This window comes from Sphingobium sp. V4 (genome assembly GCF_029590555.1).
Classification (GTDB): domain Bacteria; phylum Pseudomonadota; class Alphaproteobacteria; order Sphingomonadales; family Sphingomonadaceae; genus Sphingobium.
In genome coordinates, this window is the sequence record NZ_CP081001.1 from 1,687,774 (window position 1) to 1,711,285 (window position 23,512).

Sequence of the window (23,512 nt, forward strand, 5' to 3'; positions counted from 1 at the left end):
TGCGCCGCGGCAAAGAGACAATCGCAAAAAACGGCGGTCCGATTGCAGCATGTGCAACCATGTCCCACCGACGCTCTCAAGCCTTTGACATGGCGAGAATATGGTCGAACTGCGCCTTGGTCAGGGGAGATACCGACAGGCGTGGCTGGCGCAGCATTGCCATGTCCGCCAGCGCCGAATCGGCCTTCATGGCCTTCAACGTCACCGGCTTGGCGAGCTTGCGATGCGGGGCGACATGGACTGCGATCCACTTGCCGGTGTCGTCGGTGCTGTCCGGTGCGGCTTCCTCGACAATCTCCATGATGCCGACAGCCTCCACGCCGATGTTGCTGTGGTAGAAGATCGAAAGGTCGCCTTTGCGCATCGCCCGCATATGCCCCTGCGCCGCATGGTTGCGCACGCCGTCCCATTCGGCCTTCCCCTTTTCGACCAGGTCGTCGTAGGAAAACACGTCGGGCTCCGATTTCATCAGCCAGTAGTTCATTTTGCCTCCTTGCAACAGCGGCCCGGCGCGATCAAGGATGCGCCCATACGCGGGCGGTCCCATATGCGGTCCTGCCCCTTTTCGATCTTTGGAGAACAGAACGTGTCGCAAACGGTGCTGGAACAGGTGCCCGTCCTGTCCATGGCGGACATGCCCAAGGCGGATTTCGCCATTGCTTTCGGTGAATCCTTCCAACGCTTCGGCTTCGCCATGGTCAAGGACCATGGCATGGACCAGAGGCTGGTCGACGATGGCTGGGCGCTGGCTCGGCGCTTCTTCGCCCAGCCCGAGGCGGTGAAGCAGCGCTACAATGCCAAGATCAATGGCGGCCAGCGCGGTTATACCGCGTTCGGGACCGAGATCGCCAAGGGCGCGAGCGAAAATGACCTCAAGGAATTCTGGCATGTCGGCCGCGACCTGCCAGAAGGCGATCCGCTGGCAGCGACGATGCCACCCAACGTCTGGCCCGAAGAAATGCCGGAGTTCGAACCTGTGTTCGCCAGCCTCTATCGCGAGTTCGACCGCGTCGGCGCGGAACTGCTGTCCGCCATCGCGCTTTATCTGGGCCTGCCCGAACGCTGGTTCGACGGGCCTGTCGAGAATGGCAACTCGATCCTGCGTCTGCTCCACTATCCGCCGGTGTCACCCCAAGCGCCCGGCATCCGCGCCGGCGCACATGAGGATATCAACCTCATCACCCTGCTGCTGGGCGCGGAAGAAGGCGGTCTGGAACTGAAGGATCGGGACGGAAACTGGTTGCCGGTCGTGCCGCCGCCCGGCGCGCTGGCCATCAACGTGGGCGACATGCTGCAACGACTGACCAACCATGTGCTGCCGTCCACCAGCCATCGGGTGGTCAATCCGCCGCCGGAACGACGCGGTCATTCGCGTTATTCCATGCCCTTCTTCCTGCACCTGCGGCCCGACTTCATGATCGACGCGCTGCCGCAATGCGTGACCGAGGACAATCCGCGCCGCGAAGCGCCGATCAGCGCACATGATTATCTGACCGAACGACTGATCGAGATCGGGTTGATCAAGAAGGGGTAGGATCAAGGTTCGGGCGTGTCGACGATCGTTTCTAGACACGCTCGAAACGAACCGAGGCTATTTGCGCCCGCGACCCAGGGTGATGCCGATTTCCTCGCCGCGCTCGCTGAGCGCCAGCTTCACGATCTTCACCTCGACATGGCTGACCTTGTCGTCCTGGAGGAAGATAGTGTCGATGATATGGTCCGCCACCGCCTCGATCAGGGTGAAATGCACGCCTTCGGGCAGCGCGGTCGAGGCGGCGTGCTTGAGGTCCATATAGTTTTTGGACTGGGTGAGCGGGGCTTCGGGACCATAATGGTCGGCGATTCGCAACCGCGCGCTTATGGAAATTCGCAGCGGTTGCGGGAGGTGCGTCTCCTCCGAATAGATGCCGGTCAGCACATCGACGTGCAGATTGTTGACCTCCAGCGTCAGAAAATCGTCAAATCCAGTCTGCATAGCTCGCCACATGCGGCTCCCGGTCCAGCAGGCTCCTGCCGTCCGGGTGGCCCTATTTAGTCTTTCATTTTGCGAAGCGGGCGCTAAAGCCCGCCGCTCCGGCGCTGCCCCATGCGCCATTGATGGCGGATCGGCAAGACGTGTCTCACATTCTTCCCCTGGATAGTCAGCCCGAAGCGGCGATCGAGTGGCTGCTCGACGCGGCCTTCGGTCCCGACCGCCACGGCCGCACCGCCTATCGCATCCGCGAGGGAATGCCCTGGCTCGCCAGCCTGTCCTTTGCCGTCGTGGATGACGAGGGCGCGCTCATCGGGTCGCTGCAAAGCTGGCCGGTGGCGCTGACCCAGGCGGATGGTAGCCAGATCCCGCTAATCATGGTCGGCCCGGTGGCGGTCGAACCCGCACATCAGAAAGGCGGCCATGGCCGTGCCCTGATGGACATGGTGGTCGCCGCCGCGCGGGCGCAGCGCACCGAACCGCTGATGATGATCGGCGACCCGGAATATTATGGCCGCTTCTGGGGCTTTTCCGACGCGGGCACTGGCGGCTGGGACGCGCCCGGTCCGTTCGAGAAGCGCCGGCTGCTCGCCCTCTCGGTCGACGACCGGCCGGTCGGGGGCAAGGGAATGCTGGCTCCCCGGATCGCCGTCGCGGCCTGAACCCCCGCGCTGCAATTACTTCTTTGCGTTCCGAGCGATGCGCTCCTATCTCCGGCCCATGCCGATGGAGCCACTGCCAGACCTGTCCACCCTGTCGCTCGCCGATATTGCGCGCCTGGCGCAGGAAAAGCGCCTGCCACCGGTCGCGCAGTGGAACCCCGATCATTGCGGCGACAGCGAGATGCGGATCGCGCGCGATGGCACCTGGTACCATCAGGGTTCGCCGATCGGCCGCGAGGCGATGGTCCGCCTCTTTTCGAGCATATTGCGGCGCGAGCCGGACGGCAGCCATGTCCTCGTCACCCCGGTCGAGAAACTCGACATAGAGGTGGAGGATGCGCCTTTCGTCGCGGTCGAACTCAGGAGCGACGGCGAGGGTCGTGACCGCACGCTGACCTTCCGGCTCAACAGCGGCGACCTCTTGACGGCTGGCAGCGACCATGGCCTGACCCTGCGAGAAACGCCCGACGGCCCCCACCCCTATCTCCATGTTCGGGGCGGCATGGAAGCGCTGATCGCGCGCAGCGTCTATTATGAACTGATGAACCTGGCGCTGGACGAGGGCGGAGAACGGGTCGGCCTGTGGAGCGAGGGCGCCTTTTTCGCACTGGACGGCCTGACATGACGCTGGCCGAGCGGCTGCGCGCCGCGCTCGACGCAGGCCATCGCCGAGACGACTTGTTGCAACCATCCGATGTGCGCGATCCGCGGATCGAGGGCGACATTCCGCTCGCCCCCGCGGCGGTGCTGGTGGCGATCACCGACCGGCCCGAGCCGGGGTTGATCCTGACCGAACGCTCGGCGCGGCTGCGGAACCATGCCGGCCAGATCGCCTTTCCGGGCGGCCGGGTGGATGAAGGCGATGCGGACGAGATTGCCGGCGCATTGCGCGAGGCGCAGGAGGAAATCGCGCTGCACCCCGACCATGTGCAGGTGATCGGAACATCCGACCGCTATCATACCTTCACCGGCTTCGACATCGTGCCGGTTCTGGGGGTCATCCCGCCCGACCTGCCGCTGCGCCCGCGGGAGGGAGAGGTCGCCGACTGGTTCGAGGTGCCCCTGGCCTATGCGCTCGACCCGATGAACCGGGTGCGGCGCGAGGTGGAGTTTGCCGGTGCTCTGCGACAATATTACGAGATCGACTGGCAGGGGCGCCGAATCTGGGGGATCACGGCCGCCATCCTCGCCAATATTTCCCGAAGGCTGGGCCATGACCGTCTTGCTGCCTGACGCAGAATGGCAGCATCGCCACGGTCTGGACAGCCTGTTCACAACCCTGGGCGCGGCCGAGGGCAAGGCGCGTCTTGTCGGCGGCGCAGTGCGCGACGGATTGCTGGGCCTGCCCGTCAACGATCTCGACATCGCGACCACGCTCGACCCGCAAGAAGTGATCGACCGGTTGAAGGCGGCGGGGGTCAAGGCGGTTCCGACCGGCATCGACCATGGGACCATCACAGCGGTGCTGCCGGATGGGCCGGTGGAGATCACCACATTGCGCCGCGACGTCAGCACTGACGGCCGCCGCGCGACGATCGCCTATACGGATGACTGGCGCGAGGACGCGGCGCGGCGGGACTTCACCATCAACGCCCTCTACGCCGATCCGCTGACCGGCGCGATCAGCGACTTTTTCGGCGGCATCGCCGATCTGGAGGCGCGACGCCTGCGCTTCATCGGCGACGCATCGGCGCGAATCGCCGAGGATCATCTGCGCATCCTGCGCTACTTCCGCTTCCTGGCGCGCTATGGCGACAACGAACTGGACAGCAGCGCCTACGATGCGTGCATCGCCGCCGCCAACAGCCTGATGGCCCTGTCGCGCGAGCGGATCGCAGACGAGATGCTCAAACTGCTGGGCGGGGCCGCGCCGGTCCATGCCCTGCGACTGATGGTCGAAGGCGGCATCTTGCGCCCCGTCCTGCCCGAAGTGGACAACGCCGGCGTTTGCCGGGTCGAAAGCCTGATCGCGCGGGAAGGTAAAGCCGCCATCGCGCCTTCCGCCCTCCGTCGCCTGGCCGCGCTGTTGCCGCCGGACCCGATGCAGGCGGACCAGGTGGGCGCTCGACTGAAACTGTCCAACAAGGCGCGCAAGCGGTTGATGGTAGCGCTGGAACCGGCGGTGGCCGGCGAAGCGCCTCGCGCGCTCGCCTATCGCATAGGCGTCGATGGGGCGACCGATAGGCTGCTGCTCGATGCCGGCCAGTCGCTGGACGCGCTGGCGGAGCTGAACGGTTGGACGCCCCCGGTGCTGCCGATCAGTGGCGGAGCCTTGATCGCGCGGGGGCTGGAACCCGGCCCCGATGTCGCCAAGGCGCTGCAGGAAGTGCAGAAACTGTGGGTCGCGGAAGATTTCCCCAACGCCGCGCGGGTCGCGGAACTGACGGATCAGATCGTCTCGAAATTCCAGCGCGCGCGCCAGTAATCATAGGCATCATTTTCACTCATCGGGCGCGCGAAATGGTAGCCCTGCCCCTGCCAGCAGCCCATCTTCTGGAGCGCGTGCGCCAGATCCTGCGTCTCGATTCCTTCGGCCGTGACCCGAAGGTTCAGCGATTCGGCCAGCGACAATATGGTTCGCACGATGACAGCCTTGTCCCGGTCCTCCAACATGGTCGACACGAAGCTGCGATCGATCTTGAGGATGTCGATCGGCAGGCTGTGCAGGCTCGCCAGGTTGGAAAAGCCGGTGCCGAAATCGTCCATCGCGATCGGCATCTGAAGATCCTTGAGCGCAAACAGCAATTTGCGAGCCTTGTCAGGGTCCGCGATGATCGCGCTTTCGGTGAGTTCGGCCGTGAGCCGGTTGCCGGTGACGCCCGAATAGCGCAGCGCCTCCTCGAACATCGAGGCCACATCGTCGCGCGCCATCTGGATCGGCGAAAGATTGACGTTCACCCCAACCGGGATCACCTGTCCGAATTTGGCATCCCAGCGCGACAGCGCCTGCGCGGCCTCATAGGCCGCCCAACGACCTAGCGACGTGATGAGGCCGCTTTCCTCGGCCACGGCGATGAACTCGGTCGGGGGCACCCGGCCCAGTTCATCATCGTCCCAGCGGGCCAGAGCCTCGAAACCGGTGATTTCGCCGGTCTGAAGATGGATGAGCGGCTGATAAGCCAGCGCCAGCCCACCTTGGGCCAGCGCGTCGCGCAGCCGGCTCTCGATCGAAAACCGCCGCTGCGCTTCTTTGAGCACGCCATTGCGGTAGATCTCGACCTTGCCGCTCCGCTTGGCGATCTTCACCGCCGCCTGCGCCTTGCGGACCACGTCATCGGGGTCCTCCTCCAGATTGATCGAAAGCGCGCAGCCGATCGCGCAATCCACCCTGATCTGGAGGCCGCTGAGCCGGATGGGCGAACTCAGCGCCTCCTTGATCCGCTGAACGATATGAAGAGCGTCAGACAGGCCATTGTTAAGACGAGCAAATATCGCAAAATCATTGCCACCGATACGCGCCAGGACGTCGCCCTGCCGCAATCCGGATTTCAGACGCTTGGCGACGGTAATCAGCAGTTCGTCGCCCGCCATCGGCCCCAGCGATTCATTCACCCGGCTGAACCGGCTGAGGTCGATGGCAATGATCCCGAACTGGGCGTGCTCCGGCCAGGCATTATTCCGGAGCCGGTCGTCGATTTCCTCGCCGAAGCCGGTGCGGTTAGGCAAGGCCGTCAATCCATCCGACAGCAGTTCGCGCCGCAGATTCTTCTCGATCGCCCGCTCGGTCGTTCGGTCGGTGATGGTCAGCAGGATCTTGTGCCCGTCCTCTCCATCAGCCGGCAGCCGCCCCAGGGTACACATGAAATATTCCGGCCCGAGCTTGCCATCGCGGCCCATCTCAAAGCTGAGCGCATCGTTCCCTGACGCCAGGAAGTCGGCGATGCGCCCGACCCATTCATCGGCTTCTTGCACCTTCCCGGCAGTCCGTTGCCGATAACGGACCAGCGCGTCGAGGAAGCGGCGATTGCCGGCGACAACCGACAGGTTGCCGTTTTCGAAATATAATATTCCCGCGGATTGCGGCAATGCTGCAAGCCATTGATCGGCTGTAATCCCCGGATCAAGATGCGCGTCATCGTCCCCGCACAGAGGCTTACTGCTGGTCTTGTTGACCGGCCAGTTGCGCACGGACATGGATTCCATGGGTCCGGCCTATCGGGAAGCGGTAAATATTCCGGAAACGTCGTTGGGATTTGCGATGAATCAAAAGCGGTTATCGCGGGGGAAACCAGTCGGCGGCATACGCCCGGCGGCCCCCCGCGCGACTTTCCAGGGAGTCATGTCCGATTCGGTCCGGGTCCGACCCGATTCGCCTCCCATCGTCCAGCTGAGACCGTCCGACAGCCGGAAGGCGATGGCGTCGGAAAGTCCTCCATCCCGGTAGCGCTGCAACTGCACGCCCTGCCCGCGCGCCATCTTCGGCATCTCGCCGATCGCGAAGACCAGCAATTTGCGGTTCTCGCCGATCACCGCGATGCTATCCGCCCCTGGAATGACGGGATGCACGACCGCCAGCTTGCAGCCGGCCCGGACATTCACGACCTGCTTGCCCTTGCGCGTTTCAGCGATGATGTCGCCCACCGCGGCAATGAAGCCCCGCCCATCCGAGGAAGCGAACAGGATTTCACCGCCGACCCTTGCCGGCATCAGCGCGACGATCGCGCCTTCATTGTCCATGTCCACCAGTGATCGCACAGGATCGCCGAAGCCGCGCCCACCCGGCAGCTTGTCCGACGCCAGCGTGTAAATGCGCCCGGTCGACGTCGCGAGCAGCAGCTTGTCGGTGGTGTAGGCGTGGAAGGCATATTGCGGCCCGTCGCCTTCCTTGAATTTCAGCGTATCGGCAGCGGCAAGATCGCGGTGGCCGCTCATCGCCCTGATCCAGCCGCGTTCGGACAGGATGACGGTAATCGGCTCGCGCTCGATCATTGCTTCCAGCGGGATTTCCCGCGCGGGCGCGGCCTCTTCCACCAGCGAGCGGCGGCGGCCCAGCTCGGTTTCCGGCCCATAGCGCTTGCGCAGCGCGGCCAGATCCTTCTTGAGACGGGTGCGCTGACGAGCGGGGCTTTCGACCAGTTTCTCCAGTTCCTCCTTCTCCTTGACCAGTTCGCCATGCTCGCGGCGCAGTTCCATTTCCTCCAGCTTCCTCAGGGAACGCAGCCGCATGTTGAGGATCGCCTCGGCCTGCCGGTCGGTCAGGCTGAATTCCGCCATCATCACGTCTTTCGGCTCATCCTCGGTGCGGATGATCTCGATCACCCGGTCGAGGTTGAGATAGGCGATGATATAGCCGTCGAGCAGTTCCAGCCGGCCGGCGATCTTCTCCAGTCGATGCTGGGCGCGGCGGACCAGCACGTCGATCTGGTGCTTGAGCCATTCTATGAGCAGCGGCTTGAGACCCAGGACGCGCGGCGTGCGCGTGGCGTCCAGCACGTTGAGGTTCAGCGGGAAGCGATTTTCGAGGTCGGTCAGGCGGAACAGGCTGTCCATCAGCACCTGTTCGTCCACCGTCCGGGCGCGCGGTTCGATGACAATGCGGATTTCCGTGTCGGATTCATCGCGCACATCGGCCAGGATCGGCAGCTTCTTGTCGTTGATGAGCGCCGCAATCTGTTCGATCAGCTTGGATTTCTGGACCTGATAGGGGATTTGCGTGACGACGGCGATCCAGGTGCCGCGTCCATTATCCTCCTTGTGCCAGCGCGCCCGCGTGCGGAAGGCGCCGCGCCCGGTAGCATAGGCTTCGGAGATGATCGACGGACTGTCGACCAGCACGCCGCCGGTAGGGAAGTCCGGTCCCTTCACGATCTGCATCAGCGCGGCATGATCGGCCTCGGGATCGTCGATCAGCAGATTGGCTGCATCGATCAATTCGCTGACATTGTGCGGCGGAATACTCGTCGCCATGCCCACAGCGATGCCGCTGGCGCCGTTGGCGAGAAGATTGGGGAAGAGGCCGGGGAATACCTCCGGCTCCTCATCCTCACCATTATAGGTGGGACGGAAATCGACCGTTCCTTCATCCAGACCCGCCATCAGATCGGCGGCGGCTTGCGTAAGGCGCGCTTCGGTATAGCGCATCGCCGCCGCATTATCGCCGTCGATATTGCCGAAATTGCCCTGACCATCGACCAGCGGAGTGCGCAGCGAGAAATCCTGCGCCAGCCGCACCATCGCATCGTAAACCGACGCGTCGCCATGCGGGTGATATTTGCCGATCACGTCGCCGACGACGCGGGCGCATTTCTTGTAGGCGGTCGTGTTGCGCGCGGGATTGGCGACCAGCACGTCCGGGTTCGCACCGCCCGGCTCCATGCGCAGGAGGCGCATCGCCCAGAGCAGACGACGATGCACCGGCTTCAACCCGTCGCGCAGGTCAGGCAGCGAGCGGGCGGTGATAGTCGACAGGGCGTAGACGAGATAGCGCTCGGACAGCGCGTCGTCGAACGGGTGATCCTTGATGGCGTCGAACGGGTCGCGGAAATCAGTCATCGCCGATGGCTTAGCAAAGCGAGCACGAAACGGAAACGGATTTGCTCGGTCACCCGTCAGCTTGTCGAGGGCGGCGGTGATGGCGCGGTGGTCGTCCCACCGGATTAAGGACCGGCCTCAGCGTGGCAGATACCGTCCCTCCCCGTCCGCGGCGATCGCGGCTGCGAATTCGGCCGTGATCCAGTCGCGGAATGCCTTGACCTTCGGAATGTTGCGCGCGTGGGGCGGATAGACGATCCAGTAGCTGGCGATCTCGCGGACATAGGAAGGCACGGCCTCCACCAGCAGTCCGGCTTCCACCTCCGCCTTCCAGAGGAAATGATTGAGGATGGCGATGCCCTGCCCTGAAATGGCGGCCCGACCTTCCATCACCTGGCTGTCGAGCGCGATGCCGGGCGGGCCGTCCGCCGGGTCGGCCTCCACCCCCATGGCGGCGAACCATTCGTGCCACCACATATCGTCGGGCGAGAGGCGCGGCGCCGCGTGCAACGCCTGCGCATCGGCAATGCGGCCGTGCCGCTCCAGCCAGGCCGGACTGCACATCGGGACAAGGCGATTGTGCGTTAGCAACCTTGCCTCCAGCCCCGGCCATTCCCCCTTGCCGCCCCGGATCGCGAGGTCTACTCCGTCGCGCGCCAGATCGACCACGGCATCTTCGGCCTGGATCCGCACCGCGAGTTGGGGGTGACGCATCTGGAACGCGCCGATCCGGGGCGCCAGCCAGAGATGCGCGAAACTGTTGGTGCAACTGATCGTCAGCACCGCGGCATGATCCTGCGTCAGCGCGGCAAAACCGTCGCGCATCAGATCGAAGGCGCGGGTGAGGACCGGGGCGATTTCCCGCCCCTTGTCGGTCAGAGCCACCTTGCGCCCGAGCCGCTGAAACAGGCTGAGGCCCAGCCGCTCCTCCAATAGCTTCACCTGATAGCTGACCGCCGCCTGGGTCATTCCAAGTTCCTGCCCGGCGGCAGTGAAATTCTCCAGCCGCGCGGCGGCTTCGAAGACGCGGATGGCGGAGAGTGGCGGCAGGGGGGACATGGACATTCAATAAGCTGAGCTTATTTACACCGTCCAGCCTTTTGTTGGCGCGCACCGCGCAAAAACTCCATTCCTGCGCCAGCGGACATCGCGCCGCTCCTTACCACCGACTCATAAGCGAGGATCGCATCATGCGTGACGAATATGACGACCGGCTGTGGAATGACGGCCGCGAACATGCCAACCGCAGCATCGACGCGTTGCTGGCCGGAATCATGCAGGCATTCCGTGCCCTGCACCGCGTTCAGTGGGCGTCGCCGTGGACAGATTCTCCCTCCCCCGACCGGCGCTGCCGATCGTAGAAAAGTGCCGCACCTGCGAGATGGGGGGTTGCGATTTCGACCGGGAGCGCCACTTTCAAGGCCGTGACCGACCCACAGCCCTCCCCGCCCGCCCTTCCCTCCCCACCCGTTGCCCTGCTGGCGGACGCGGCGCTTTTCCTCGATTTCGATGGAACGCTGGCACCGTTGGCCGAGACGCCCGATGCGGTGGATGTGGACGATGACCTCCTCGCCATGCTGGCCGGCCTGCGTGATACGCTGGACGGCCGACTGGCGATCGTCAGCGGCCGTTCCGTGACCACGCTCCGCACGCTTGGCTTTGGTGATTTTTTCCTTGCCGGCACGCATGGGCTGGAATTTGCCCGCCCCGGCGAACCGGTGGACGCGCCGCCCCGCCTGCCCGCCATCGACGCGGTGGAGGCAGCCTTCCATGCCTTCGCCGAAGACAAGCCGGGCCTGCTGGTCGAACGCAAGTCGATCAGCGTCGGCCTTCACTTCCGTGGCGCACCGCCATGGGGCGAAGCGGCCCGGACGCTGGCGGAAGAACAGGCGGATGAGCATGGCCTGACCGTCCAGCACGGCAAGATGCTGTATGAGCTTCGCCCCGGCGGCGCCGACAAGGGCAGCGCGGTACGCAAGCTGATGGGACATCCCATGATGTCGAGAGGCGTGCCCGTCTTCATCGGCGACGACATCACCGATGAGGAAGGCTTTGCCGTGGCGGCCGAACTGGGGGGCGCGGGCATATTGGTCGGGACGCTCCGAGCCACTTTTGCGTCCTTCCGATTGGAACAGGTTGCCGCCGTCAGGCATTATCTGGCGCAGGGGATCGCCGCACAGGATTGTCGGCGCCCATCATCCTGAGCGTCGAAGGGGCCGGAAAAATCCAAGAGCCAATGTCTTCCATCCACGCCGGAAACGAGCGCACGCTCGACCTCTGGCCTATCGGCAACTGCCAGGCTTCCGCGCTGATCGACCGCGCGGGCCGCATGGTGTGGGCCTGCGTGCCGCGCGTGGACGGCGACCCCGTCTTTTCCGCGCTGCTGGATAACAAGGATTGGGACGACGGCCAGTCGCGCGGTTTCTGGGCGATCGAACTGGAAAATGTCGTCGCGATCGAGCAGCATTATATCCGCAACACGCCCATCCTGGTCACGCGCCAGAGTGACGCGCAGGGCAATGCGATCGAAACCTATGATTTCTGTCCGCGCCACAAGCAGAAGGGCCGCATCTATCGCCCCGTCGCCTTCATCCGCATCGTGCGGCCGGTGTCGGGCAGCCCCCGCATTCGCGTCAGGCTGAGGCCGACGACGAGCTGGAACGCGGACAAGGTGCCCGTCAGCTACGGCTCCAACCATATCCGCATGGTCCTGTCCTACATGGCGATGCGCGTGTCGACCAACGCCCCGATCGGGCTCATCAGTCAGGAAAGCTGGTTCCGGCTGGAACAGGACATGCATTTTTTCATGGGGCCGGACGAAGGCTTTTCGGACGCGCTGCGCCCCGCGATCGAGCGGATGCTGGACGACACCATCCATGAATGGCAACTCTGGGTGCGCGGCCTCGCCATTCCCGCCGAATGGCAGGAGGCGGTGATCCGGTCGGCCATTACCCTGAAACTTTGCCAGCATGAGGAAACCGGCGCGATCGTCGCCGCGCTCACCACCTCCATCCCCGAGCATGCCGACAGCGGGCGAAACTGGGACTATCGCTACTGCTGGGTACGCGACGCCTATTACACCGTCGAGGCGCTCAATCGCCTTGGCGCGCTCGACGTGCTGGAAACCTATCTCGTCTATCTCCGCAATATCGTCGATGGCGCGAAGGGCGGGCACATCCAGCCGCTCTATGACGTGCGCGGCAATGCGACGCTGACCGAATGGGAGGCCGACAGCCTGCCGGGCTATCGCGGCATGGGGCCTGTGCGAGTCGGCAACGCCGCCTACAGTCAGGTCCAGCATGACGCCTATGGCCAGATCGTCCTGTCATCGGTTCAGGGCTTCATCGACCAGCGCTTGTTGCGGATGGCGGGCCATGCCGATTTCGAGTCGCTGGAAGCGGTCGGCGAGCGCGCCTGGATGGTCTATGATCAGCCGGACGCAGGCCTGTGGGAATTGCGCACCCGCGCCCATGTCCACAGCTATAGCGCAGTGATGTGCTGGGCTGCCTGCGACCGCCTCGCCCACGCTGCCGCCGCACTCGACCTACCGCTGCGCGCCGCCCACTGGAAGAACCGCGCCGACACGATGAAGGCGCGCATATTGGAAGCCGCCTGGCGGAACGACAGCAAGGCGATTTCGGCCAATTTCGAGGATGATGCGCGCGACGCATCCCTGCTCCAGTTGCTGGACCTGCGCTTCCTGACCCCGGACGATCCGATGTTCGTCGGCACGCTGGCCGCGCTGGAGGCAGACCTGCGGCGCGGCAACGACATGCTCCGCTACAGCACACCTGATGATTTCGGCGAACCGGTGACGGCCTTCAACGTCTGCACCTTCTGGTTGATCGAGGCGCTGCATCGCACCGGACGCACCGAGGAGGCGCGTGCCCTGTTCGAGGAAATGCTGTCCCGCCGCACCGCTGCGGGCCTGCTGTCGGAGGACATCGACCCCATGTCCGGGGAACTATGGGGCAACTATCCCCAAACCTACTCGTTGGTCGGCATCATCAACTGCGCCGTCTTGCTGAGCAAACCGTGGAGCGCGATGCGATGAGCCGCCTGATCGTCATTTCCAACCGGGTCAGCCGCCCCAGCAAGACCGGCAACCAGGGTGGCCTGGCCGTCGCCCTGTCGCAGGCGCTACGCGAGAGCCGCGGCATCTGGGTCGGCTGGTCGGGGGAGATCACGGACAATTTTACCGGCCATATCGGCTTCGCCGAGGATGAAGGGGTCAAGACCGCGACGATCGACCTGGAAGAACAGGATGTTGACGAATATTATAACGGCTACGCCAACAAGACACTCTGGCCGCTGTTCCATTTCCGCATCGACCTGGCCGAATATGCGCGCGATTTCGAGGGGGGCTATAATCGCGTCAACCAGCGGTTCGCCGACACGGCGATGCCGCTGATCGAGCCGGAAGACATCATCTGGGTGCATGATTATCACATGATCCCGCTGGGCCAGATGCTGCGCGACCGTGGACTGAACAACCGGATGGGCTTTTTCCTTCACATTCCATGGCCGCCCACCCGCCTGCTGGTGTCGTTGCCCCATCATACCAAGCTGGTCAGCACGCTGTTCGCCTATGACGTGATCGGCTTCCATACCGAGGAATGGCTCGAATCCTTCCGCCACTATGTCGAAAAGGAGATGGGCGGGACGGTGGATGGCGATTTTGTCACGGTCGGTGACCGGACGATCCAGGCCGTCGCCTGCCCGATCGGTATCAACGCCAGGGAATTTGCAGAAGCGGCGGTAAGCGAGGATGCGGGCGACATGGTCGAACTGCTCCGCGCCTCGCTTCAGGACCGGGCGATGATCGTGGGCGTCGACCGGCTCGACTATAGCAAGGGGCTGGAGGAGAGGTTCAACGGCTATGCCCGTTTCCTAAAGGACCATCCCGAACATCACCGCAAGGTGCTGCTGACCCAGATCGCCCCCCCTTCGCGCGGGGAAGTTGAGAGCTATCAACAGATCCGCGCGACACTCGATTCGCTCGCGGGAAGGCTCAATGGCGAGTATAGCGATGTGGACTGGACCCCTATCCGCTATGTCAACCAGGGCTATCCCCGCGACAAGCTGGCCGGTATCTACCGAGCTGCGAAGATCGGCCTGGTGACGCCGCTGCGCGACGGGATGAACCTGGTCGCCAAGGAATATGTGGCGGCGCAAAACCCCGACGATCCCGGCGTGCTGATCCTGTCGCGGTTCGCTGGGGCGGCGATGCAGCTGAAGGACGCGCTGCTGATCAACCCATATAGCCCGGAAGAAATGTCCGACGCGATCAATCGCGCGCTGGCGATGCCGCTGGACGAACGCAAGCGGCGCTGGCGTGCGATGATGGACAGCGTCGAAGGGCAGGACATCAGCTGGTGGCGACAATGCTTTACCGGCCGGCTGATGGCGGTGGAGCGCCCCGCCATGCGGGCAGAGGCCGAAGTCGAGGCGGGTTGAGCGAAGGCCCGTCCGCCGCTACGCCAGCCCGATGCACATTGACGACGAAGACGAACCGCGCGGGCTGTGGCCCGCCATCCGCGCCCGATCCGGCGTGATATTGGGGGCCATCGGCCTTGCCGCCTGGATCGCCATGGTCTGGTTCATGTTCGGGGACGTCCTATAGGGCGGGCCAAAGGCTTCCTAACCGCCCCGATGATAGTCATATTCAAAGGCGCGTCCCTGCTGCTTGGTCAGGATGGCGCCGATGATGACGCCTCCCGCGCGGCGCAACCGATCGACCGAGACGCGGAGACCGCCATGATGGTTGCGGCCCCATTCTACGACCATCAAGCTCGCCTGCACGCGCGCGCCCAGAAGGGGCGTATCGCCCAGCCCTAGGATCGGCGGCGCGTCGATCAGGATCGTGTCATAATCGTCTCGCACCGCCGCCAGCAGATCGTCGAGCGCCGGCGTGGCCAGCAGTTCGGCCGGATTGGGCGGCACCGCGCCGCACGGCAGCAGCGCCAGGCGCTCGACGCCGGTCGGGATGATCGCGTCGGCCGCCCTCGCCTGCCCTGTCAGCACTTCGCTGATGCCCTTGCCGGGCGCGACGCGGAAGAGCGCGTGCTGCACCGGCCGGCGCATGTCGCCATCGATGACCAGCACGGTCTTGCCGAGACCCGCCAGCGCACGCGCCAAGGCATTGAGCGTCAAGGACTTGCCTTCCCCTTCCTGCGCACTGGTGACGAGGATGGAGCGCGGCAAGCCGCCTGCGGACGCCAGCAACAGCGAACGCGCGATGGGCGTGAAGATTTCGGGCGGCTGCGGATTATCCCCCGTCACAGGCACCGCACCCAGCAGCGGCAGGCCCACCCGTTCGGCCAGCGTGTCCGCGGACGTCACCGCATCGTCGAATATATGCCGCGCCGCCACCAGCAACAGCCCCAGCGCCAGCCCGCCGAGCGCAGCAAGAAGCAGCGTTTCGCCGATCTTGGGCGAGAAAGGGTGCGCCGGCACGGCCGCCCGGTCCAGCGGCTGAATACGGCCGGCCTGGAAGCCCGCCTGCGACGCCATGTCGCGATAGCGTTGCAACAGGCTGTCATGCAGCATCCGATAGGTGTCGACCGACCTTTCATAGATGCTGAGTTGCACATCGCGTCCGCGCGCGGCCTGGGCATCGCGCTCCAGCCCCGCGATCTCGGTCGCGATCTGCTTCTCGCCATGGACGGCGACGTCATATTGCTCCTTGAGCGATGCACGGATGCGGTTCGCCATTTCCGTCGCCTGATCGTCCAAAGCCGCGAGCCTGGCGCGCGCCTCGCGCATTTCCGGGTGCGCGTCCTTGCGAAATTGCCGTTCCTCGACCAGCGCGGCGCGCGCTTGCGCCCGCTCCGCCATCAATTGCTGCATGGCGCCGTTGTTGAGCACCTCCGGCAGCGTCTCGACACTGGCGCGTCTCGCGCTTTCCCAGCGCTTCTGCGCGGCGATCCGTTCCGACACCGCCTGCGCGCGATAGCCGTTGAGCTGCGCCAGCCGGGTCTCGATCGACCCTTCCGATGGCGCGAACTTCGGTTCGGGCGACCGGGGCTTGCCCGCTTCCTGCGCGCCCTTATCCGGCTCGACAGGCGCTCCTCCGGTCCGGGCGGCATAAATGGCCAATTCTCGCTCCGCGCGCGAAAGGTCGCGCCGAGCGCCGTCCAGTTCACCCAGCAGGAAGCGCCGCGCCTGCACGCCCGATTCGAAGCCACGTTTGAGGTCCGACCGGATCAGGCTGTCGGCATAGCTGTTGGCGACCCGCGCCGACAGCACCGGGTCGGCGCTGACGAAGCTGATCCGGATGATCCGCGACTTGCCGGGCAGTTCCACCTCCAGATTCCGGCGCAGCAGGGCAACGACCCGCTCCTGCTCGACCTGCCGCTGGCTGAGGCCGGCCGAACCTTCCTTGGGCCGGCTGACGCCCATCCCCTCGAAAAAGGTCGGCGTGCCGACCAGTGCCAGGTCGCGCACCACCTCTTCGGCCAGCGCGCGGCTGCGCAGCACTTCCAATTCGGTCTGCATGACCGTTTCCGTGTCGTCGGTCATCGATCGCGCCGCGCCCGCGCCGGCGGCGCCGGCGGGCACGTCCTCCACTTCGACCGAAGCCGTGGCGCGATAGTCCGGCGTCGACAGCAGGATGTAGAGCAACGCCGCCAGCAGGCACAGCGCCATGGTGACGAACAGGATCACGCGGTGCCGACGCAGCACCGTCCAGTAGGTGCGCGCGGCGCTCGCCAACCGGGCGCCAATGCCTTCCACTTCCGGGCTGTCCACAGGATCGATCCGGGTCGCGACCATCAACGATCTCCATCCAGCGCGATGAAGCCCGCAGCGATGGCCGGAACCGCGATCAGCGCGCCGCCCAATATCGCCTTGGCGCGCGACAGGCCGACGATCAACTGGTCGCCGGGCAGAATTTCGGGATCGGGCGCTTCGCCCTTTCGGATGGCGGCAAGATCGAACATCGCGGCCCGCCGCTCCCCATCCATGCGGCGCACGACCACGACCTGACCGAGGCTCGCCAGCCGGGTCGGTCCCTTGGCCAATGCTACTGCCTGGGACAGGGTCAATCGTCCCTCGATCGGATAGAGGCCGGGTTCCCGCACCTCACCGTCCAGCGTAATGCGACGACCCACCGCCTTCTTCACGAACAAGGTCACCTGGGGCGACACCAGATAGCGCTCACCCAACCGCCCGGCGATGACGTCGGCGGCCTCACCGGCGGTCAGGCCCGCGACCGGCACGTCGCCGATCAGCGGCATACGGACCATGCCAGCAGCCGTCACCTGTGCATCCTCCAGCGACAGGCCCGGCTCATGATAGACCTGGATGCGCAGCACGTCCTCGGGCGACAGGCGATAATCCATGCCCACGGCCGGCGGCGGCGGCACGATAGCATAGGCCGCCTCCCCCGCAGGCGCATCCTCCACGGTCGCGCAGCCCGTCAGACCCGGCAAGAGCAGGGCGGCCATCCAAAGTCGCGGCGAGCGCCAGCGCCTCATGCCTCATGTCCCCCTCTGGCGATTGATCCATGGCGCGGACAGGCGCCGTTGGATCCGGGGGTTAACGACGGGACAGGGCGATGGCAACTGTCGGCGCGACGGGGCGCGCCGCCACACTGACGGTCAGACGGCGATGCGGTCCGGTGCGGGCGCGATCCGGTGAGGCTGGTCGGGCCGACGGGGCTGATCGGGCCAGATGCCCCGCGTGTCATAGACCGCCTTGCCGGCGCGCTCGTCCACCGGGACCGATTTGAACATGTCATGATCGACCAGAATGACGAACACGCCACATTGTTCCAGAGCCGTATCGAGATCGATCAGTTCGGCCCCCGTCCCGGCAAACTCCATGGGCAGCGACTGCGCATAGGGTTCGACCAGCTTGATGCGGCGCCCATAGCGACGGGCGAGGCGCGCGGCGACCTTCACCGCCGGACTTTCGCGGAAATCGTCGATATTCGCCTTGAAGGCAAGACCGAGGCAGGCGACGTCCTCGCCCGCGAAGTCATCGATCATGTCCGACGCTCTGGCGACCACATGATCCGTCTTGCCATCATTCACCTCGCGCGCTGTGCGGATGATTCGGGCATTTTCGGGATCGCCATGGACGATGAACCAGGGATCGACGGCGATGCAGTGGCCACCGACACCGGGGCCGGGATTGAGGATGTTGACGCGCGGATGCCGGTTGGCGAGGCGGATCACCTCCCACACGTCGATATCCATATTCTCCGCGATCACCGACAATTCGTTGGCGAAGGCGATGTTGACGTCGCGGAAGCTGTTTTCGACCAGCTTCACCATTTCCGCTGCGCGGGCCGTGGTGGTGATGCAGGCGCCGCGCACGAACTGGCGGTAGAAGCCCAGCGCCTTGCGCGCGCAACGCGGCGTGATCCCGCCGATACAGCGGTCATTGTCGATCAGTTCGACCAGGATGCGGCCCGGCAGAACCCGCTCCGGGCAATAGGCGATGGCGATGTCGCCCTGGGCGCCCTGCCCGGGCATTCTGAGGTCGGCGCGCAGCGAGCCGATCACGTCGCGCAGCGCCTCGGTCGTGCCGACCGGAGACGTGGATTCCAGGATCACCGTGTCCCCGGGCTTCAGCACCGGCGCGATGGTCCGTGCCGCCTTCAGGACATAGGAGATGTCCGGCGCGCGATCTTCCGCCACCGGGGTCGGGACAGCAATGATGAAGACGTCGCTTTGCTCGACGTCCAGGCTGGCGCGCAGATGGCCCCGCGCGACCACGCCCTGAACCAGGCCGTCAAGATCGACTTCCTCGATATGGACTCGGCCCGAATTGACTGTTTCGACCACATGGGCCGACACGTCCACGCCCACTACCTGGCATCCCCCGCGCGCGATCAGAGCGGCGGTCGGCAGGCCGATATAGCCAAGGCCGATGACGGAAACCTTCTGCTTGGTGTCGACGGGCATGGGGCAGGCAATCCTTTGGGCCGGTTCGATTTGGCTGCCCTTCTGCGCGGAAATGCTGAAGATTTCGGTAATGAGACGTCAGGCGGCGCGTACCGCGGGTTTCACCATGGCCATCACCGCCGCAATCCGTTCCGCCGCCTTCCCATCGCCGAAGGGGTTGTGCGCGCGCGCCATCGCCTGATAGGCGTCTTCGTCATCGAGCAAGGCCAACACCGCGCGCACGATGCGCTCCCGGTCTGCCCCGACCAGCTTGGCTGTGCCCGCTTCGACGCCTTCGGGGCGCTCGGTCGTCTCGCGCATCACCAGCACCGGCTTGCCGAGCGAGGGCGCTTCCTCCTGCACGCCGCCGCTGTCGGTCAATACGAGATGGCAGAGGTCGAGCAGCCGGACGAAATGCGGATAGTCGAGCGGCTCGATCATCGCGACATTGGGAAGGCCGCCGAGCACGGCGTCCATCACCGGGCGGACATTGGGGTTGGGATGGACGGGGAAGATCACGGCCACGTCGGGCCGCGCGGCGATGTCCGCGATCGAGCGGGCGATCGCTTCCATCCCGCCACCGAAATTCTCGCGCCGGTGGCTGGTGACGGCGACGATCCGTTTACCCGCGAAGCGCGCAGCAAGATCGTCCAGTCCGCTCGCCAGGGACGGCTCCGCCAGTACCCGCGCGCGAGTCGCCAGCAGCGCGTCGATCACGGTGTTACCGGTGATGTGGATACTCGCAGGGTCGCGATTTTCGGCTCGCAGCGCATCCGCGGCCGCCTGAGTCGGCGCGAAGTTCATATCGGCGATGCAGGCGACCACGCGGCGATTCACCTCCTCCGGCCAAGGGTGATGGATGTCGCCGCTGCGCAGCCCTGCCTCGACATGGGCAACCGGAATCTTGCGATAATAGGCGGCAAGACTGGCCACCATGGTCGTGAGCGTATCGCCATGAACGACCACCCGGTCGGGTCTCTCGGCATCGAAAGCCTTGCCCAGTTCGACGATCAACCGGGCCGTCAGCCCGTCCAGGGTCTGGTTGGGGAGCATCACGTCCAGATCGATGTCAGGCGTTATGCCCGCTATCTCCAGCACCTGATCCAGTAGGTTGCGATGCTGCGCAGTGACGATGACGCGGGTTTGCACGCCCTGCCTGGCCCGCAGCGCATGGACCACCGGAAACATCTTGATCGCTTCGGGCCTCGTCCCGAACACAATGGCAATCTTCACGGCTCTTCCTTCTGCCTGCCCCTACGCTCCACCTGTCGCAGAAATTGGTATACAGCCCCTGAATCGCTTGCGCATTTTCTCGCTGCATTGCAGCGAACCAAATTGTGCAGAGGTTTTCCTGAAGCCATGCTACATCATATTCTTTCTTTGCGGAGCCAGAGCACCTCATGAAAATCACCATGATCGGCACAGGTTATGTGGGCCTTGTGTCGGGAGCCTGTTTTGCGGATTTCGGGCATGACGTCGTGTGCGTCGACAAGGATGCGGGCAAGATCGCGGCGATCGAATCCGGGCGGATGCCGATCTTCGAGCCGGGCCTGGACCAGTTGGTCGGCGGCAATGCGGCGGCCGGGCGGCTGACCTTCACCACCGATCTGGCAGCAGGGGTCAAGGGCGCGGACGCGATCTTCATCGCGGTCGGCACGCCCTCGCGCCGAGGCGACGGCCATGCGGACCTGAGCTATGTCTATGCTGCGGCGCGGGAGATCGTCGAGGCGCTGGACGGGCCGGCGGTGATCGTCACCAAGTCGACCGTGCCCGTGGGCACCGGCGACGAAGTCGAGCGGATCGCACGCGACCTGCGCCCGGACCTCGACATCCAGGTCGTCTCCAACCCCGAATTCCTGCGCGAAGGCGCCGCCATCGGCGACTTCAAGCGGCCCGACCGCGTCGTCGTGGGCACCACCGGATCGGAGCGCGCCATCGCGGTCATGAGCCAGATCTACCGGCCGCTCAACCTCAACCAGGCACCGCTCATGTTCACCGGCCGTCGCACCGCCGAACTGATCAAATATGCCGCCAACGCCTTCCTGGCGACCAAGATCACCTTCATCAACGAGATGGCGGACCTGTGCGAGGCGGTCGGCGCCGAGGTGCAGGACGTGTCGCGCGGCATCGGCCTCGACAACCGCATCGGTTCCAAGTTCCTGCACGCAGGGCCGGGCTATGGCGGCTCCTGCTTCCCCAAGGACACGCTGGCGCTGGTCAAGACCGGTCAGGACCATGACGCGCCGATCCGCATCGTCGAGACGGTCGTGCAGGTCAACGACCTGCGCAAGCGGGCGATGGGCCGCAAGATCGTCAAGGCGCTGGGCGGCGATGCGCGCGGCAAGACGGTCGCGCTGCTCGGCCTCACCTTCAAGCCCAATACCGACGACATGCGCGACGCCCCCAGCATCGCCATCGTCCAGGCGCTCGAGGATGCCGGCGCGAAGATCGTCGCCTATGATCCCGAAGGCATGGAGGTCGCCGCCCCGATGATGCCCGGCGTCACGATGGCAAAGGACGCCTATGAAGCCGCGAAGGGCGCCGACGCCCTCGTCCTCGTCACCGAATGGGACATCTTCCGCGCCCTCGACCTCAAGCGCCTCGCCGCCTCCATGACCGGCAACGCCCTCGTCGACCTGCGCAACATCTACCCCCTCGCCGAAGCGGCCGATGCAGGCTTCTCCCTGTCCCGCGTCGGTAGCGCGGGGCATTGATCTGGCCCTGGGAGGAAGGGCATGGTCATCACCGCGCCCTTCCTCGCATCCGTCACTGGATGATCGCAGCCCTGCTGCTGACCGGCATGATGATCGTCATGCCGGTTCTTTTCGCATTTATCTAAAGCGGCTCAGGCCTTGATCTTCCAGCCCCGGCGCAAAAGGCCATAGCAGAGACCACCGAAGATCAGGTTGAGCGCCAGCAGCACGAGGCTGCCCGTCACCACATTGGTATCCGCCGCCGCGACGAAACCGTAGCGGAATCCCGAGATGATGTAGAAGAAGGGGTTGGCATGGCTGATCCCCTGAAAAAAAGGTGGCAGCCGGTCGATCGAATAAAAAGTGCCCGACAGCAGCGCGAGCGGACCGATCACGAAATTGGTGATCGCCGCGCCATGATCGAACTTTTCCGCCCAGATTGACGTCAGCACACCAAGAAAGGCGATGAAGCTGGTACCGAGCAGGCCGAACCAGATCACCGCCCAGAGATGCGCCGGCGTCACATGGACGCCGGGCCAGGCCACCATCGCCAGCCAAAGGGCACAGCCCACCAGCACCGCGCGCGTCACCGAGGAGGCCGCGAGCGCGAACAGCAGTTCACCAACCGAAATAGGTGGCATCAGATAGTCGACCAGAGTCCCCTGCACCTTCCCCACCATCAGCGAGAAGCTGGCATTCGCGAAACAGGCGTTGATCATGCCCATGATGATGAGGCCGGGCGCGATGAAGTCGGCAAAGGGGACCGCCTCCCCGCGTAGCGTCACGGTACGACCGCCGCCGCCCAGCGCGACGATGAAGATGATGAGGAACATGAGCGTGGTGATCGCCGGCGCCCATACCGTCTGGAGTTGCACCTTCATGAAACGGCGCACTTCCTTGCGATAGAGCGCCCAGGTGCCAGCCCAGTTCACGTTCCGTATCTGCGGCACCCCCGGTTCGGCAAACAACGATTCGGTGGCAATTTTGGGCTGGTCGTTCATGGGCAGATCGACTATCGGCTGAACCGTTGTGCCGCAAGGGGTCAGGTCCGGGGATTTGAACCTGCGCGCCGCGCTTCCCATATGGGAAGCCATAGACGATTTTTGAGGAGTTTTCATTGTCCTGGACCGACGAGCGTATCGACCAGCTCAAGGCGATGTGGGAACGTGGCCTGACCGCCAGCCAGATTGCGGACGAACTGGGCGGCGTCAGCCGCAATGCGGTGATCGGCAAGGCGCATCGCCTGGGCCTGCAATCCCGCCCCTCGCCGGTAAAGGCGAACGAGGCGCCCAAGAAGGCCGCCCCGCCGCGCAAGCCCGCCCCTGCACCCGAAGTGGAGGCGCCGCGCGCAGCCGCCGCACCGATCGCACCGCCACCGGCCCCGCCGCGCCAGCCAGCGCCGGTCGCGCCCGCCGCTCCGGCTGCGCCCGCAGTTGCCGCCGCGTCCGCGGATGCGCCGCCCCCTCCACCGCAGCCGCGCATCGTCTCGGTCGGCCCCGGCGGCTTCCTGCGCCAGGGTCCGGGCGACCAGCAGGCACCGATCCCGCCCGCGCCTCCGCGCCGTCTCGTACCGGCCAAGCCCAGCCCGGAAATCGCCGACAAGACCAGCCTGCTCGACCTGACCGAGCGTATCTGCAAGTGGCCGATGGGGCATCCGGGCGAACCCGACTTCCATTTCTGCGGTGAGCAGGTGAACCCCGGCTTCCCCTATTGCGTCGAGCATTGCGGGCGCGCCTATCAGGCGCAGTTGCCACGCGGCACGCGCCGCCCACCGCCGCCGATGCCGTTTGGCGGCCCGCGCGTTCGCTAAGCCTATCGAAAAGG

The 23,512-nt window shown here is 65.0% G+C and carries 22 protein-coding genes; 12 read left to right on the forward strand and 10 right to left on the reverse strand.

The window, feature by feature from the left end; translation table 11 throughout:
• Positions 1-76: 76 nt before the first annotated feature.
• Positions 77-484 (reverse strand): EVE domain-containing protein, encoded by a 408-nt coding sequence (locus K3M67_RS08500; RefSeq protein ID WP_285831273.1) that lies wholly within the window; start codon positions 482-484, stop codon positions 77-79.
• Positions 485-586: 102 nt separating this feature from the next.
• On the opposite strand from K3M67_RS08500, the gene K3M67_RS08505 reads away from it, so the two are divergent.
• Entirely contained in the window at positions 587-1,534 is a 948-nt protein-coding gene (locus K3M67_RS08505) for an isopenicillin N synthase family dioxygenase (RefSeq protein ID WP_066859083.1), read from the forward strand.
• Between the two features lie 57 nt (positions 1,535-1,591).
• Here K3M67_RS08505 and K3M67_RS08510 read toward each other — a convergent pair whose 3' ends face one another.
• Positions 1,592-1,975: a dihydroneopterin aldolase gene (locus tag K3M67_RS08510; RefSeq protein WP_285831274.1), complete on the reverse strand. Its 384-nt coding sequence runs from the start codon at positions 1,973-1,975 to the stop codon at positions 1,592-1,594.
• Between the two features lie 122 nt (positions 1,976-2,097).
• Between K3M67_RS08510 and K3M67_RS08515 the strand changes: the two genes are divergently transcribed.
• Genes K3M67_RS08515 through K3M67_RS08530 form a run of 4 tightly spaced genes read left to right on the forward strand, consistent with a single transcriptional unit; the run spans position 2,098 to position 5,059 of the window.
• Complete coding sequence (locus tag K3M67_RS08515) at positions 2,098-2,634, forward strand: GNAT family N-acetyltransferase (RefSeq protein WP_198162890.1); 537 nt, start codon at positions 2,098-2,100, stop codon at positions 2,632-2,634.
• A gap of 58 nt (positions 2,635-2,692) precedes the next feature.
• Complete coding sequence (locus K3M67_RS08520; protein ID WP_285832914.1) at positions 2,693-3,259, forward strand: DUF1285 domain-containing protein; 567 nt, start codon at positions 2,693-2,695, stop codon at positions 3,257-3,259.
• Positions 3,256-3,867 (forward strand): CoA pyrophosphatase, encoded by a 612-nt coding sequence (locus tag K3M67_RS08525; protein WP_285831275.1) that lies wholly within the window; start codon positions 3,256-3,258, stop codon positions 3,865-3,867. Before K3M67_RS08520 ends, K3M67_RS08525 begins: the two co-directional genes overlap by 4 nt.
• Positions 3,848-5,059, forward strand: coding sequence for a CCA tRNA nucleotidyltransferase (locus tag K3M67_RS08530; protein ID WP_066859079.1), 1,212 nt, complete (start codon positions 3,848-3,850; stop codon positions 5,057-5,059). Before K3M67_RS08525 ends, K3M67_RS08530 begins: the two co-directional genes overlap by 20 nt.
• Here K3M67_RS08530 and K3M67_RS08535 read toward each other — a convergent pair.
• From K3M67_RS08535 to K3M67_RS08545, 3 genes are all read right to left on the reverse strand, one after another.
• Positions 5,023-6,777 carry a putative bifunctional diguanylate cyclase/phosphodiesterase gene (locus K3M67_RS08535; RefSeq protein ID WP_285831276.1) on the reverse strand — a complete coding sequence of 585 codons (1,755 nt, stop codon included), beginning with the start codon at positions 6,775-6,777 and terminating at the stop codon, positions 5,023-5,025. The genes K3M67_RS08530 and K3M67_RS08535 overlap by 37 nt on opposite strands.
• 60 nt (positions 6,778-6,837) lie before the next feature.
• Positions 6,838-9,126: a DNA topoisomerase IV subunit A gene (gene parC, locus K3M67_RS08540; RefSeq protein WP_285831277.1), complete on the reverse strand. Its 2,289-nt coding sequence runs from the start codon at positions 9,124-9,126 to the stop codon at positions 6,838-6,840.
• A 117-nt stretch (positions 9,127-9,243) separates the two neighbouring features.
• Positions 9,244-10,164: a LysR substrate-binding domain-containing protein gene (locus K3M67_RS08545; protein WP_285831278.1), complete on the reverse strand. Its 921-nt coding sequence runs from the start codon at positions 10,162-10,164 to the stop codon at positions 9,244-9,246.
• Between the two features lie 131 nt (positions 10,165-10,295).
• Between K3M67_RS08545 and K3M67_RS08550 the strand changes: the two genes are divergently transcribed.
• From K3M67_RS08550 to K3M67_RS08570, 5 genes are all read left to right on the forward strand, one after another.
• A complete protein-coding gene (locus tag K3M67_RS08550; RefSeq protein WP_198162889.1) occupies positions 10,296-10,466 on the forward strand; it encodes a hypothetical protein in 171 nt (56 codons plus the stop codon).
• A gap of 63 nt (positions 10,467-10,529) precedes the next feature.
• Positions 10,530-11,309 (forward strand): trehalose-phosphatase, encoded by a 780-nt coding sequence (otsB, locus tag K3M67_RS08555; protein ID WP_285831279.1) that lies wholly within the window; start codon positions 10,530-10,532, stop codon positions 11,307-11,309.
• 32 nt (positions 11,310-11,341) lie between these two features.
• On the forward strand, positions 11,342-13,159 hold the full coding sequence (locus K3M67_RS08560) for a glycoside hydrolase family 15 protein (protein WP_269747240.1): 1,818 nt from the start codon (positions 11,342-11,344) through the stop codon (positions 13,157-13,159).
• Positions 13,156-14,562: an alpha,alpha-trehalose-phosphate synthase (UDP-forming) gene (gene otsA, locus K3M67_RS08565; protein WP_285831280.1), complete on the forward strand. Its 1,407-nt coding sequence runs from the start codon at positions 13,156-13,158 to the stop codon at positions 14,560-14,562. The genes K3M67_RS08560 and otsA overlap by 4 nt, the downstream gene beginning before the upstream one ends.
• 31 nt (positions 14,563-14,593) lie before the next feature.
• Entirely contained in the window at positions 14,594-14,728 is a 135-nt protein-coding gene (locus tag K3M67_RS08570) for a hypothetical protein (RefSeq protein ID WP_269747239.1), read from the forward strand.
• 17 nt (positions 14,729-14,745) lie between these two features.
• Here the strand turns inward: K3M67_RS08570 and K3M67_RS08575 are convergent, their stop codons facing one another.
• From K3M67_RS08575 to wecB, 4 genes are all read right to left on the reverse strand, one after another.
• Positions 14,746-16,878, reverse strand: a complete 2,133-nt coding sequence (locus K3M67_RS08575) for a GumC family protein (RefSeq protein ID WP_285831281.1) — start codon at positions 16,876-16,878, stop codon at positions 14,746-14,748.
• Complete coding sequence (locus tag K3M67_RS08580; protein ID WP_066859074.1) at positions 16,878-17,582, reverse strand: polysaccharide biosynthesis/export family protein; 705 nt, start codon at positions 17,580-17,582, stop codon at positions 16,878-16,880. Before K3M67_RS08580 ends, K3M67_RS08575 begins: the two co-directional genes overlap by 1 nt.
• A gap of 123 nt (positions 17,583-17,705) precedes the next feature.
• Positions 17,706-19,016: a UDP-N-acetyl-D-mannosamine dehydrogenase gene (gene wecC, locus K3M67_RS08585; protein ID WP_066859073.1), complete on the reverse strand. Its 1,311-nt coding sequence runs from the start codon at positions 19,014-19,016 to the stop codon at positions 17,706-17,708.
• Between the two features lie 78 nt (positions 19,017-19,094).
• A complete protein-coding gene (gene wecB / locus K3M67_RS08590) occupies positions 19,095-20,228 on the reverse strand; it encodes a non-hydrolyzing UDP-N-acetylglucosamine 2-epimerase (RefSeq protein WP_066859072.1) in 1,134 nt (377 codons plus the stop codon).
• 167 nt (positions 20,229-20,395) lie between these two features.
• On the opposite strand from wecB, the gene K3M67_RS08595 reads away from it, so the two are divergent.
• Positions 20,396-21,709, forward strand: a complete 1,314-nt coding sequence (locus K3M67_RS08595) for a UDP-glucose dehydrogenase family protein (RefSeq protein ID WP_285831282.1) — start codon at positions 20,396-20,398, stop codon at positions 21,707-21,709.
• 131 nt (positions 21,710-21,840) lie between these two features.
• Here K3M67_RS08595 and K3M67_RS08600 read toward each other — a convergent pair whose 3' ends face one another.
• Positions 21,841-22,689, reverse strand: coding sequence for an ABC transporter permease (locus tag K3M67_RS08600; protein ID WP_285831283.1), 849 nt, complete (start codon positions 22,687-22,689; stop codon positions 21,841-21,843).
• 116 nt (positions 22,690-22,805) lie between these two features.
• Here K3M67_RS08600 and K3M67_RS08605 point away from each other — a divergent pair, with 116 nt between their 5' ends.
• The gene (locus K3M67_RS08605; RefSeq protein WP_285831284.1) at positions 22,806-23,498 is read left to right on the forward strand and encodes a GcrA family cell cycle regulator; all 693 of its coding nucleotides are present in this window, start codon (positions 22,806-22,808) and stop codon (positions 23,496-23,498) included.
• Positions 23,499-23,512 lie beyond the last annotated feature (14 nt).